This window comes from Pseudomonas fluorescens (genome assembly GCF_900215245.1).
Taxonomy (GTDB): domain Bacteria; phylum Pseudomonadota; class Gammaproteobacteria; order Pseudomonadales; family Pseudomonadaceae; genus Aquipseudomonas; species Aquipseudomonas fluorescens.
Window position 1 is genome coordinate 240,384 of the sequence record NZ_LT907842.1, and the last position, 13,486, is coordinate 253,869.

Consider the following 13,486-nt stretch of genomic DNA (forward strand, 5'->3'; position numbering starts at 1 on the left):
CCTGAAATCGGCTTACGGGAAAATCGGGAAAAAGAGTGCTTTCAGCGGGCGGCCAGCGGCCGCGTCGCGCCATTGCGCCAGCGGGCCAGGTGCCCGTCGGCGTAGCGCCGCAGGCAGCGCAGCACGGCGCTTTCGTGCTGCACGAGGAAGAAGTGGTGGCCGTCGAACATGTCGAGGGAAAAGCCGCTGGCGGTGTCTGCCTGCCAGTCGAGCAACTGGTCGGCGCGCACGCTGTCCTGCTTGCCGCCGAACACATGGATCGGCATGCCCAGCGGCGCGCGCTGGCCGTAGGTGAAGCTGCCGCACAGCAGGAAGTCGGCGCGCAGGATCGGCAACATCAACTGCATCAGCTCGGGGTTGGTCAGCGCTTCTTCGGCGGTGCCCTGCAATTCGCGCAGGCGGGCGATCAGTTGCGCATCCGACTTTTCGACGGCGTATTCGCTGACATCACGGCGGGCCGGGCCGGCGGTGCCGGAGGCAAACAACGCGAGCGGTGCGGGGCAGCCGCGTTCACGCAGGGCGTGCGCCAGCTCGAACGCCAACAGGCCGCCAAGGCTGTGGCCGAACAAGGCATACGGGGCATCCAGGTCCCGACTGATTTCTTCGGCCAGCTGTGCCGCCAGGGTTTTGATGTCGCGCTGCAACGGCTCGTCCATGCGCATGCCGCGCCCTGGCAATTCCAGCGGGCACACCTGCAACCATTCCGGCAGCGCCCGGCGCCAACGCGCATAGACCATAGCGCTGGCCCCCGAATACGGCAGGCAAAACAGGCGCAGTCGAGTCGAGACGCTCATCGTATGAGGGCTCCAGACTTAACGCGGTATGCACGATAGAAACCCATGTCGTCCTCCTGCGGGCGCTGATCCTTGGCCGTTTGCAAACGGACCTGTCACCCATGAGAACGGACGGAGCGGGCAAATAATTAGTCAGCCGGGAGCAGCGAGACTGGGTTCACAGCTTCGCAAAATCCGCAGGATTAGTTCGTCTTCTCATTTGACAATCATTATCATTAAGAATAATTTGTTGCCCGATGTGCAGGAGGCCTCAGCACGGATGCCCTCCCCTAACCTCTTTTGCGACAAGGTGATTTCCATGACGGAACAAGTATCCACAGGCAGGTGCGACTCACCCCTTCTGCAGGCATTCGTCGATAATCGACTGATTCTGGTGAAGATCGCCGCGCGCATCACCGGCTGCCGCTCGCGGGCCGAAGACGTGGTGCAAGACGCCTACTTCCGCCTGCAATCGGCGCCGACGATCACCTCATCGTTCAAGGCGCAATTGAGCTATCTGTTCCAGATCGTGCGGAACCTGGCAATTGACCACTACCGTAAGCAGGCTCTGGAGCTCAAATACTCGGGGACGGAAGAGGAAGGCTTGAATGTGGTGATTCACGGCGCTTCACCGGAAACCTCCCACATCAACTTCAACACCCTGGAAAACATCGCCAGCGCCCTCACGGAGCTGCCACAGCGCACCCGCTACGCATTCGAGATGTACCGGCTGCACGGCGTACCGCAAAAAGATATCGCCAAGGAACTGGGCGTATCGCCAACCCTGGTGAATTTCATGATTCGTGATGCCCTGGTGCATTGCCGCAAGGTGTCGGGCAACCACAGCGATACGTTTGCACGGCGGGTTTGAGCACAGTGCCATTGCACTGCTTGCTGTCTGGGCTGACTTCAGCGCACCGCGGTTACATCGATACGGTACGGTTCGAAGATTTTCAACATCTCGCCGCTATCGCGTAACCGCTTGAGCAACCCGGCAAACGCCTCGCCCGTAATCGGCGCCTTCGGCCGCACTAACGCATAGTGGTGATACACCTGGTCGATGCGCTCCGAGACCAGGAACTGCCCGGCCATGTCTGCATTGCGCACCATGAAATCACTCAAATACGAGCGTGTAACCAGTGCAATATCGGCCCGCCCGCGCGCAACCATCAGCAGGTTGCTGTCATGGGAATACGTCAACGTGGCGTTGAAGTGTTCGGCCATGTACTTGGGGTCGGGGTTGAAGTTGGCGAAGGCGTAGTGATAACCGCTGAACACCGCCAGACGCTTGCCGGCGAGGTCGGCGAAATAGCGTTGGTCGCGACCTGGCTGGCGCTCGGCGACGAAAATTTCCGCATCTTCCAGGCCCATGTCGACGCTGGTGTGGGGAATGTCCTGCCAACCCCAGCTGGGGTTTTCGAAGATCGCCATGTCGACCCGGCCTTGTTCGAAATCTCGAAAGCGCCGTGGGATGGAGGTAGGCACCAGCACAAACTGGTAGTCGGTTTGCGAGGCGTTCAGCGCTTCCACCAATTGCGGCAGCAGACCGGTGTCGGCACCTTGCTCAGGCCGTACCGTGTAGGGCGGAAAATGCGCGGCGCCAATCCTCACCAATTGCCCAGCCGAAGCCGGCACCCACCACGCGGTGCCCAGTGCCCATAGAGTTAGTCCTGCAGCCAGCCGCCATGGCAAAAACATTGAGGCACGCACCGTTCAACACGTTGATGGCAATAAGCTAGGCGTTTTTGTCAGGTGAGACAACTTTCCACCGAAAAATTAATAGCTTGCGCCTCAATCAGCCTTCAGAACCATCAACAGGGCTTCTTCGGCCAGCTGTTCGAGTGTCAGGCTGCCTTCGGCGCGGAACCACGTGGTGGTCCAGGACAACGCGCCGGTCAGAAAGCGCCGGGTGATAAACACATCACCCTTGATGTAACCGGCGGCCTTGGCCTCGCCCAGCACCTGCAGCCATATTTGTTCGTACACATCACGTAGCGCCAGCACCTGGGCCTGGCCGTCGGCCGACAGCGAACGCCATTCGTAGACCAGCACCGCCATGGCTTCGCCGCTCCCGCCCATGATTGACTGCAATTCGCAGCGAATCAGCGCCAACACACGGTCGCGCACCGTGCTCGCGTCCTCGAGCGAGGCGCGCATCATCGCGGTGTTGTAATGGATGGTTTCCTCCATCACCGCCCGCAGGATCTCGTCCTTGCTCTTGAAATGATGAAAGATGCTGCCGGACTGGATGCCCACGGCGCTGGCCAGGTCACGCACCGTGGTGCGCTCAAACCCCTTGTTGCGAAACAGGTGAGCCGCGGTTTGCAGCAACTTGCCCCGTGCACTGTCAGGGTCGGTCAAATGACCGCCGTCGACCATGGTGCGCATCACCCGCAGGGCTTTTTGCTCATCCATGCTGCTCTCCTTCATTTCTACTGACGTCTTGGGCGGCAATTTAGGCCGTGGCCGCCACCCAAGCAAGCGCTTGGGCAAAACTTGTGTGCGGAGTTTACAAACCAAGCGCTTGCTTGGTAGTCTCGACACCAGCCATTCGAGGAAGGATTTCTCATGAGCAAGACGGTTCGTATCGGCTGTGCCAGCGCCTTCTGGGGCGACACCTGCACCGCCGCCGCCCAGCTGGTGCACGGCGGCACCCTGGATTACCTGGTCTTCGACTACTTGGCGGAAGTCACAATGTCGATCCTTGCCGGCGCACGAATGAAAGACACCCAGGCCGGCTACGCCACCGATTTCGTCGAGGTGCTCACCCCGCTGCTGGGCGACCTCCAGCGCCAGGGCATCCGCGTGATCAGCAATGCCGGGGGCATTAACCCCCAGGCTTGCGCCGCCGCACTGCAAGCCGCCTGTGACAAGGCCAACATTGCGCTGAAGATCGCCGTCCTGCTGGGCGACGATTTGCAACCCACACTCAAACAACTGCCAGGCATTACCGATATGTTCAACGGCGCGCCGCTGCCGCCGCTGTGCGTGTCCGCCAATGCCTACCTCGGTGCGCCTGGGATTGCCAAAGCCCTTGAGCTGGGCGCCGATATCATCATCACCGGCCGCGTGGTCGACAGCGCCGTGGTCAGTGCGGCGCTGGTGCATGAATTCAATTGGTCATGGCAGGACTATGACCGCCTGGCCCAGGCGGCACTGGCCGGGCACATCATCGAATGCGGCGCGCAGTGCACCGGCGGTAACTTCACCGATTGGCGCGACGTGCCGGACTACGAGCACATCGGCTTTCCCATCGTTGAGGTCAGCGCCGACGGCCAATTCACCGTCAACAAGGTCGACGGCAGCGGCGGGCTGATCAGCGAACTCAGCGTGGCCGAACAGCTGCTGTATGAGATCGGCGACCCGCGCGCCTACCTGCTGCCTGATGTGATCTGCGATTTCAGCCAGGTCAAACTGCAACAACAAGGCAAACACCAAGTTCGCCTGCACGGCGCCAAGGGCTTGCCACCTACCGACCAATACAAGGTCAGCGCCACCTACCCCGACGGGTTCCGCTGCACCGCCAGTTGCCTGATCGCCGGCATCGACGCCGTGGCCAAGGCCGAGCGGGTCAGCCAGGCGATCATCAATAAAACGTCGGAGCTGTTCAGCCAACGTGGCTGGGCGCCCTACACTGAGGTCAATATCGAATTGCTCGGCAGCGAAGCCACCTACGGCGCCCATGCCCAGCGTCACGACTGCCGCGAAGTGGTGGTGAAACTGGCCGTGCGCCACCCGAGCAAGCAGGCGCTGCTGCTGTTTGCCCGCGAGATCGCCCAGGCCGCCACCGGCATGGCGCCGGGGTTGACCGGGATTGTCGGCGGGCGACCCACCGTGTACCCACTGATTCGGCTGTTTTCATTCCTTATCGATAAATCATCCTGTGAACCGCTGATCGAGTTCCAGGGCCAGCGCCATGCCATTGAGCTGCCTTTGACTGCGCATCTACTCACCCCGACTGCTACGGTCGAGCCACCCAAGCCCCAAGGCCGTGCGGATGCCAGCGTGCCGTTGGTCAAACTCGCCGTGGCGCGCTCCGGCGACAAGGGTAACCACAGCAATATCGGCGTCATTGCCCGCCATCCCGATTACCTGCCGTGGATCGCCGAAGCGCTGACCCCGGCAGTGGTCGTCGACTGGATGAACCACGTGCTCGACCCGCTGCACGGCCGCGTCGAACGCTGGTACTTGCCTGGCAGCCACAGCCTGAATTTTCTGCTGGAAAACGCGTTGGGCGGCGGCGGCATCGCCAGCCTGCGCATCGACCCCCAAGGCAAAGCCTTCGCCCAGCAACTGCTGGAAATCCCCATTGCCGTGCCGCAACACATCGCCGATCAACTCACCTAAAGGACTGTCGCCGTGGCCTTCGATTCGATCTTCAAAGCCGACCTGTTCCAGGGGCAAACCGTGATTGTTACCGGTGGCGGCAGTGGTATCGGCCGTTGCACCGCCCATGAACTCGCCGCCCTTGGCGCTCGGGTCATCCTGGTGGGGCGCAAGCCGGACAAGCTTTCGAAGGTGGCTGCCGAAATTTGCGAAGACGGCGGCACTGCCCATTGGCAGGCCTGCGATATTCGCGAGGAAGACGCGGTGAAGGCACTGGTGACGCAGCTCATTGATGACCATGGCCCGCTCCATGGCCTGGTGAATAACGCTGGCGGTCAATACCCGTCGCCACTGGCCTCGATCAACCAAAAGGGCTTTGAAACCGTACTGCGCACTAACCTGGTCGGCGGTTTCCTGATGGCGCGGGAAGTGTTCAACCAGTCCATGAACAAGCACGGTGGAGCGATCGTCAACATGCTCGCCGACATGTGGGGCGGCATGCCCGGCATGGGCCACTCCGGCGCGGCGCGGTCGGGCATGGACAACTTCACCAAGACCGCCGCCTTTGAATGGGGTTATGCCGGTGTGCGAGTCAACGCCGTGGCGCCGGGGTGGATTGCCTCCAGCGGCATGGACACTTACGACGGCGCGTTCAAGGCGGTGATCCCGACCCTGCGTGAACACGTGCCGCTCAAGCGGATCGGCACCGAATCGGAAGTCAGCGCGGCCATTGTGTTTCTGCTCAGCCCCGCGGCGGCGTTCATCAGCGGCAGCACCCTGCGCATCGATGGCGCTGCCAGCCTGGGCAGCCGGGCCTGGCCGCTGCCCAAGGCGCAACCACCGAGCGAACCCTTCAATGGTTTCCACCGCGCCTACCTGCCGGATGTGCTCAAGGCGGAGCAATAACCTATGCCGCTCATTGAAACGCAGATCGACAGCCACAGCCCACAGTTCGCGCAAAACCGCGAAGCCATGTTGGCCGCCATCGCACAATTGCGCCAACTGGAACACAACCTGCTGAGCAAGGCACAGGAAGCCAAGCCCAAGTTCGACAAACGCGGCCAACTGCTGCCCCGCGAACGGCTCAACCTGCTACTCGACCCCGGTGCGCCGTTTCTGGAATTGGCCAGCCTGGCGGGTTACAAACTCCACGACGACAAAGACGGCAGCGCGGCCGGCGGCGGCTTGATCGCCGGCATCGGCTACGTCAGCGGCGTGCGCGTGCTGGTGGTGGCCAATAACAGCGCGATCAAGGGCGGCACCATTTCCCCCGCCGGCCTGAAAAAATCCCTGCGCCTGCAACAGATCGCGATGGAAAACAAACTGCCGGTGGTGACCCTCGCCGAAAGCGGCGGCGCCAACCTCAACTATGCGGCGGAGATTTTCGTCGAAGGCGCACGCAGCTTCGCCAACCAGGCGCGCATGTCAGCCATGGGGTTGCCGCAGATCACCGTGGTGCACGGCTCGGCCACGGCGGGCGGCGCGTATCAACCGGGGCTGTCGGATTACGTGGTGGTGGTGCGCGGCAAGGCCAAACTGTTCCTTGCCGGGCCGCCACTGCTCAAAGCGGCGACCGGCGAAGTGGCAACCGATGAGGAACTGGGTGGCGCCGAGATGCACGCGCAAACCGCCGGCACTGCCGAATACCTGGCGGAAAACGATGCCGATGGCGTGCGCATCGTGCGCGAAATCGTCAGCCTGTTGCCGTGGGACGAGCGCCGGGGGCTTACGCCAAAACGGCCTTATACCGAACCGCTGCACCCCATCGAGGAGCTGTTGGGGCTGGTGCCCGATGATCCGAAAAAACCCTATGACGTGCGCGAAATCCTCGCGCGCCTGGCGGACGGTTCCACCTTCCTCGAATTCAAGGGTGAGTTCGATGCGCACACGGTCTGCGGCCATTTGCACATCCAGGGCCGCGCTGTCGGCGTGATCGGCAATAACGGCCCCATCACGCCCAAGGGCGCCAGCAAGGCCGCGCAATTTATCCAACTGTGCGACCAGAGCCGCACGCCGCTGCTGTTCCTGCACAACACCACCGGGTTCATGGTGGGCACGGAGTCGGAGCAACAAGGCGTGATCAAGCACGGCGCGAAAATGATCCAGGCCGTGGCGAATGCCCGCGTGCCGAAACTGACCGTGGTGGTGGGCGGCTCCTACGGCGCCGGCAACTACGCGATGTGCGGCCGAGGCATGGACCCACGGTTTATCTTCGCCTGGCCCAACAGCCGCACGGCGGTGATGGGCGGTGCGCAGGCGGGCAAAGTGCTGCGCATCGTCACCGAGGCCAAGCAACTCAAAGACGGTTTGGTGCCCGACCCCAAGGTGCTGGACATGCTGGAGCAGGTGACTGCGCAGAAACTCGACAGCCAGTCCACGGCACTGTATGGCAGCGCCAACCTGTGGGACGACGGGCTGATTGACCCACGGGATACCCGCACGCTGCTGGGGTTTCTGCTGGACCTCTGCCATGAGGCCGAGGTGCGGCAGTTGCAGCCCAACAGCTTCGGTGTGGCGCGTTTCTAACAGGAGAACAAGAACAATGATCTTTACCCAGGAACATCAGGAACTGCGCCGTACCGTCCGCGCCTTCGTCGACCGCGAGATCAACCCGCACGTGGACGAATGGGAAAAAGCCGGACGCTTCCCTATCCACGAGATCTTCCGCAAGGCTGGCGACCTCGGCTTGCTGGGCATTTGCAAGCCGGAAAAATTCGGCGGCATGGGCCTGGACTACAGCTACTCCATCGTCGCCGCCGAAGAGTTCGGCACCATTCGTTGCGGTGGCATCCCCATGTCCATCGGCGTGCAGACCGACATGTGCACCCCCGCCCTCGCCCGCTTCGGCTCCGATGCGTTACGCGACGAATTCCTGCGCCCGGCCATCAGCGGCGAGCAAGTGGGCTGCATCGGCGTCTCGGAAACCGGCGCCGGCTCCGACGTGGCCGGGCTGAAAACCCATGCGCGCAAAGACGGCGGCGACTACGTGATCAACGGCAGCAAAATGTGGATCACCAACTCGCCCAGCGCCGATTTTATTTGCCTGCTGGCTAACACCTCCGACGACAAGCCGCACATGAACAAGTCGCTGATCATGGTGCCGATGAACACGCCGGGGATCAGTGTCAGCCCGCCCCTGGAAAAGCTCGGCATGCACAGCTCCGAAACCGCCCAGGTGTTCTTCGATGGCGTGCGCGTCCCGCAGCGCAACCGCATCGGCCACGAAGGCGCGGGGTTCATGATGCAAATGCTGCAGTTCCAGGAAGAACGCCTGTTTGGCGCCGCCAACATGATCAAGGGCCTGGAATACTGCATCGACAGCACCATCGACTACTGCAAGGAACGGCAGACCTTCGGCAAGGCCCTGATCGACAACCAGGTGATTCATTTTCGCCTGGCTGAATTAGCCACCGAAATCGAATGCCTGCGCGCACTCGTCTACCAGGCCACCGAGCAATACATCAAAGGCCAGGACGTGACCCGCCTGGCGTCGATGGCCAAGCTCAAGGCCGGGCGCCTGGGCCGTGAAGTCAGCGACAGCTGCCTGCAATACTGGGGCGGCATGGGCTTTATGTGGGACAACCCGGTAGCCCGTGCGTATCGCGACGTGCGCCTGGTGTCGATTGGCGGCGGCGCCGACGAAATCATGCTGGGCATCATCTGCAAACTGATGGGCACCCTGCCCGGGAAAAAAGCATGAACACCCTGCTGCTCGAACCGCATAACGGCGTGCTGCACATCACCCTCAACCGCCCGGCCAATCGCAATGCGATGAGCCTGGAAATGGTCAATGAACTGCGTGCGGTACTGGCGCAATTGGACAGCCAGGTGCGTGCGCTGGTGATCAGCGGTGCGGACGGGCACTTCTGCGCAGGGGCGGATGTGAAGGACATGGTCAACGCGGGCGGCAAGGCGCAACTGCAGGCGCTGAACCGCGCGTTCGGCACATTGCTGCAGGAGGTGGAAGCGGTGCCGCAAGTGGTGATTGTGGTGTTGCAAGGTGCGGTGCTCGGCGGTGGGTTTGGGCTGGCCTGTGTCAGTGATATTGCGCTGGCCGACCATCAGGCGCAGTTCGGCTTGCCGGAAACCAGCCTGGGCTTGTTGCCGGCGCAGATCGCGCCCTTTGTGGTCAAGCGTATCGGCCTGACCCAGGCGCGACGGCTGGCACTGACCGCGGCGCGGTTCGACGGGGTTGAAGCCCATCGGTTGGGGGTGGTGCATTTTGTGGAGGCCGACCCTCAGGCCCTGGCGGAACGCTTGGACGATGTGTTGGGGCACGTGCTGCAGTGCGCGCCGGGGGCGAATGGCCGGACCAAAGCGCTGTTGCTGGCCAGCGCAGAGCAACCCATCGGACCGCTACTGGATCAGGCTGCCGAGTGGTTTGCCGAGGCGGTGACGGGTGTAGAAGGAATAGAGGGCACCCAGGCTTTTGTGCAGAAGCGTAAGCCGGGGTGGTCCCGATGACGCCTTCGCGAGCAAGCCTGCTCCCACCTTTGGATGGCATTTCAAAGGTGGGAGCAGGCTTGCTCGCGAAGAAGCCAGAATAAACACCCGATTACCCAGGGATAATCCAATGCCCCATTTCAGCAAAATCCTGATCGCCAACCGCGGTGAAATCGCTTGCCGTATCCAGCGCACGGCCCACGCCTTGGGCTACCGCACCGTTGCCGTCTACAGTGACGCCGACACCCAGGCCCTGCATGTCCAAATGGCTGACGAAGCGGTGAATATCGGCCCCGCTCCGGTCAATCAGTCTTACCTGAACATCCCGGCCATCCTCGAGGCTGCGCGTAAAACCGGGGCCGACGCCGTGCACCCTGGCTACGGCTTCCTCTCCGAAAATGCCCAATTCGCCAACGCCTGCTCAGACGCCGGGCTGACATTTATTGGCCCAAGCGCTGAGGCCATCGAACTGATGGGCAGCAAACGCCTGTCCAAACTCGCCATGCTCGACGCCGGCGTCCCCTGCATCGCCGGCTACCAGGGCGACCGACAAGACGACGCCACCTTGCAGCAGGAAGCCAACCGCATCGGCTACCCGCTGATGATCAAAGCCAGCGCCGGCGGCGGCGGGCGCGGCATGCGCCTGGTGCACGACAGCACTCAATTGCTGGAGCAACTGCGCACCGCACGCTCTGAATCCCTGAACGCCTTCGGCAGCGACGAACTGATCCTTGAACAAGCCCTGCTCGACCCGCGCCACGTGGAAATCCAACTGTTCGGCGACAGTCATGGCCACCTCATCTACTTGGGCGAACGCGACTGTTCGATTCAGCGCCGCCACCAAAAAGTCATCGAAGAGGCGCCCTGCCCGGTGATGACACCCCAGTTGCGCCAGGCCATGGGCGAAGCGGCGCTGAAGGCCGGGCGCGCCGTCAATTACGTGGGGGCCGGCACCGTGGAGTTCCTGCTCGACCGCACGGGCCACTTCTATTTCCTGGAAATGAACACCCGCCTGCAAGTGGAGCACCCGGTCACCGAACAGGTCACGGGCCTGGACCTGGTGGACTGGCAACTGAAAGTTGCCGCCGGTGAGCCGCTGCCATTGACACAGGCCGACGTGACCCTGACCGGCCATGCGATGGAAGTGCGCCTGTACGCCGAGGACCCGGCCCAGGGCTTTCTGCCGCAAACCGGCAATGTGCTGCGCTGGGAACCCGGCGCCGGTGTGCGAATTGACCATGGCGTACTGGAAGGCCAACGCATCAGCCCGTTCTATGACGCGATGCTGGGCAAATTCATCGCCCATGGGGCCACTCGCGAAGAAGCCCGACGCAAACTGCTGCGGGCGGTGGAGGACACTGTCCTGCTGGGCCTGACCACCAATCAGCAACTGCTGGTGGACCTGCTCAAGCAACCCGAGTTTATCGCCGGCGATTTCAGCACCGGTTTTATCGCCGAGCATTTCAATGCAATTCACCGCCAGCCGGCGACGCATGAGCAGGTCGCCCTGGCGGCCGCACTGTTTTATCAAGCCAATGCCAACACCCATCGTCAGGATCTATCGGGATGGCGCAACAATGCCAGCGTGCCCTGGACCTATCGCCTGGACATCAACGATGAGGTCCGCGACATCACCGTCAGCGTGCTGGAGAACCATCGCCTGCAAGCCAACGGTATCGACATCAGCCACCTGAGCACCGACGGCCGCTGGGCCACCCTGGTGATCAACGGTGTTCGTCGTCGCATGGCCTATCACCTCGATGACACCCAGCTCTGGCTGCCCGGCTTGAAGGTCATTAACCGCACTCAACAAGTCGCCAGCCGTCAGGCGGACGCCAGTACCGGCATCGTCAAGGCGCCGATGGACGGCGCGATTGTCGACATCCGGGTCTGCGTGGGTGAAGCCGTCACCAAAGGCCAACTGCTGTTGGTGCTGGAAGCGATGAAAATGGAGCACCCACTGACCGCCGGCATCGCCGGTGTGATCAAAGGCGTGCAAGTGGTTGCGGGTGACCAGGTGCGTAATCGCCAGGTTTTGCTGGAGATCGAATAAGGCTCGGCGTGCAGGAAAAAACAGCGCGGAACTACACAGTCGCGCTACGCTCTATCCCCATCAGGAAAGGAAGAGTACGGGAACCTGCGCGATGCCTCATTGGCTGATTATTGACCTGGAAGCCACAACGGATGAAGGCGGCTGGCCCGTGACGGAGATGGAAGTCATCGAGATCGGCGCAAGCCTGGTTAACCGCCAGGGCCGCGAGCTGGATCACTTTCAGCGCTTTGTGCGGCCGCTGCGTCGTCCATTGCTGACGCCTTTCTGCCGCCAACTCACCCACATCACCCAGGCCAACATCGACGCTGCTGCGCCGATCACCGAGGTATGGCCGCTGTTCGAGCGCTGGCTGGGCCAGCATCACTCACGCCTGGAAGGCTGGGCCAGCTGGGGTGACTACGATCGCGCACAGCTTGAGCTCGAATGGCAACGCCATGGCCTGACCAGCGCGCTTGCCCAGACGCCACATGTGAACCTCAAGCAGCGCTTCGCCAAGGCCCGGCGCCTGGACAAGCCGCTGGGGCTCAACGGCGCGCTGCAATTGGCGGGGATGCAGTTCAATGGCCAGCAACATCGGGCGCTGGAAGATGCGCGCAACACCGCCCGCTTGCTGCCGTTGATTTTGCCGGTCTAGGCAGCTCCCGTGGCCTTGGGCATACTGGCCAACCTTTCCAGACCCTTTCTTCCGAGGATTCCCCCATGTTCAAAGTCAACGAATACTTCGACGGCACCGTCAAGTCGATCGCTTTCGGCACCGCAGAAGGTCCGGCGACCATCGGCGTGATGGCCCCGGGTGAATACGAATTCGGCACCGCCCAGCGTGAAATCATGCACGTGGTCTCCGGCGCCTTGAGCGTCAAACTGCCTGACGCCAACGACTGGGAAACCTTCGCCGCCGGCAGCCAGTTCAACGTACCGGCCAACAGCAAGTTCCAGCTGAAGGTCGCAGTAGACACGGCTTACCTGTGCGAATACCGCGGCTAAGCGTTCGCCCGGACAAAAAAATGCCCGTCTCGCAGGAGACGGGCATTTTTTATGGGTGAACGACTTACTCGAGAATGGTCACCGGCATCCCCACTTCCAGGTGTCCCGGGCCGTCGTTGACCAGGTTCTGGCCAAACATCACATCGCCGTCCTGCTCGCGGTAGGTCTTGAGCGTGGTCAACGGTTCGCGGTCGGCACTGCGCTCGCCGCTGGAGGGGTCAATGGTGGTGAGGATGCAGCGTGAGCACGATTTGACCACGCGAAACTCTACATCGCCGATGCGCACGCGCTTCCAACCATCTTCGGCGAAGGCCTCGCTGCCTTCTATCACCAGGTTGGGGCGAAACCGCAGCATCTCCATGGGGCGGCCGATGCGCTGGGACAAGTCATCCAGGGAGGCTTGGCCGATCAACAGCAGCGGGAAGCCATCGGCGAATCCCACTTTGTCGTCAGCCTTGCCGTAGCCGTCTTGAGTGGTGCGCGCGCGCTCCACCGGCACTTGCACCAAGCGCGTCGGCTTGCCGATAAAGTCGCTGACCCAGGCCGCCGCCGCCGTGCCCGCATCCGGCACGCGCAAGGTGTCGCGCCAGATGGTCACGCCGCGCAATTCAGCCTCGCTGCTCGGCAGGGCCACTTCCAGCGGCGCCAAACCGGGTGAACTCAGGGTCAGGCCGCCGGCACTGTTCCACAACGCCGACAACTGGCTCATCTTCGCCACCGCCCGCTGCGTGAGAAACCGCCCGCTGGCTTCGTCCACCAGCATCCAGCGTCGATCGCCGGCCAGCCCGAGTTTATCCAGGCCGATGTGTTGCAAGGTTTCGGCCTTGCCGGACTTCAAGGGATAACGGTAGAGCGCGCTGAGACGAAGCATGGCCTGCATTCCTGAGGGGCAAAGCGTCACCCTAAG

13 protein-coding genes are annotated in these 13,486 nt (G+C 62.2%); 9 read left to right on the forward strand and 4 right to left on the reverse strand.

All coding sequences use genetic code 11. From position 1 onward, the window contains the following. Positions 1 to 41: 41 nt before the first annotated feature. Positions 42 to 794, reverse strand: coding sequence for a thioesterase II family protein (locus CPH89_RS01105; RefSeq protein WP_053257265.1), 753 nt, complete (start codon positions 792 to 794; stop codon positions 42 to 44). Positions 795 to 1,092: 298 nt separating this feature from the next. Here CPH89_RS01105 and CPH89_RS01110 point away from each other — a divergent pair, with 298 nt between their 5' ends. Continuing rightward, positions 1,093 to 1,644 (forward strand): RNA polymerase factor sigma-70, encoded by a 552-nt coding sequence (locus tag CPH89_RS01110; protein WP_053258019.1) that lies wholly within the window; start codon positions 1,093 to 1,095, stop codon positions 1,642 to 1,644. 38 nt (positions 1,645 to 1,682) lie between these two features. On the opposite strand, the gene CPH89_RS01115 is transcribed toward CPH89_RS01110, so the two are convergent. Both CPH89_RS01115 and CPH89_RS01120 read right to left on the reverse strand, forming a co-directional pair. Further along, positions 1,683 to 2,471 (reverse strand): substrate-binding periplasmic protein, encoded by a 789-nt coding sequence (locus tag CPH89_RS01115; protein WP_053257266.1) that lies wholly within the window; start codon positions 2,469 to 2,471, stop codon positions 1,683 to 1,685. A 93-nt stretch (positions 2,472 to 2,564) separates the two neighbouring features. Further along, positions 2,565 to 3,188, reverse strand: coding sequence for a TetR/AcrR family transcriptional regulator (locus CPH89_RS01120; RefSeq protein WP_053257267.1), 624 nt, complete (start codon positions 3,186 to 3,188; stop codon positions 2,565 to 2,567). Positions 3,189 to 3,341: 153 nt separating this feature from the next. Between CPH89_RS01120 and CPH89_RS01125 the strand changes: the two genes are divergently transcribed. From CPH89_RS01125 to ppnP, 8 genes are all read left to right on the forward strand, one after another. After that, on the forward strand, positions 3,342 to 5,120 hold the full coding sequence (locus CPH89_RS01125; protein WP_053257268.1) for an acyclic terpene utilization AtuA family protein: 1,779 nt from the start codon (positions 3,342 to 3,344) through the stop codon (positions 5,118 to 5,120). Between the two features lie 12 nt (positions 5,121 to 5,132). Beyond that, positions 5,133 to 6,005 (forward strand): SDR family oxidoreductase, encoded by an 873-nt coding sequence (locus tag CPH89_RS01130; RefSeq protein ID WP_053257269.1) that lies wholly within the window; start codon positions 5,133 to 5,135, stop codon positions 6,003 to 6,005. A gap of 3 nt (positions 6,006 to 6,008) precedes the next feature. Next, positions 6,009 to 7,625, forward strand: coding sequence for a geranyl-CoA carboxylase subunit beta (gene atuC, locus CPH89_RS01135; RefSeq protein WP_053257270.1), 1,617 nt, complete (start codon positions 6,009 to 6,011; stop codon positions 7,623 to 7,625). 16 nt (positions 7,626 to 7,641) lie between these two features. Further along, positions 7,642 to 8,799, forward strand: a complete 1,158-nt coding sequence (gene atuD, locus CPH89_RS01140; RefSeq protein ID WP_053257271.1) for a citronellyl-CoA dehydrogenase — start codon at positions 7,642 to 7,644, stop codon at positions 8,797 to 8,799. Next, on the forward strand, positions 8,796 to 9,563 hold the full coding sequence (locus CPH89_RS01145; protein WP_053257272.1) for an enoyl-CoA hydratase/isomerase family protein: 768 nt from the start codon (positions 8,796 to 8,798) through the stop codon (positions 9,561 to 9,563). The genes atuD and CPH89_RS01145 overlap by 4 nt, the downstream gene beginning before the upstream one ends. A gap of 109 nt (positions 9,564 to 9,672) precedes the next feature. Further along, a complete protein-coding gene (locus CPH89_RS01150) occupies positions 9,673 to 11,595 on the forward strand; it encodes an acetyl/propionyl/methylcrotonyl-CoA carboxylase subunit alpha (RefSeq protein WP_053257273.1) in 1,923 nt (640 codons plus the stop codon). Between the two features lie 91 nt (positions 11,596 to 11,686). Beyond that, positions 11,687 to 12,229 (forward strand): 3'-5' exonuclease, encoded by a 543-nt coding sequence (locus CPH89_RS01155; RefSeq protein ID WP_053257274.1) that lies wholly within the window; start codon positions 11,687 to 11,689, stop codon positions 12,227 to 12,229. A gap of 65 nt (positions 12,230 to 12,294) precedes the next feature. Then, positions 12,295 to 12,579: a pyrimidine/purine nucleoside phosphorylase gene (gene ppnP / locus CPH89_RS01160; protein ID WP_027603886.1), complete on the forward strand. Its 285-nt coding sequence runs from the start codon at positions 12,295 to 12,297 to the stop codon at positions 12,577 to 12,579. 64 nt (positions 12,580 to 12,643) lie between these two features. Here ppnP and CPH89_RS01165 read toward each other — a convergent pair whose 3' ends face one another. Then, positions 12,644 to 13,450, reverse strand: coding sequence for an MOSC domain-containing protein (locus CPH89_RS01165; protein ID WP_053257275.1), 807 nt, complete (start codon positions 13,448 to 13,450; stop codon positions 12,644 to 12,646). Between the last annotated feature and the right edge of the window lie 36 nt (positions 13,451 to 13,486).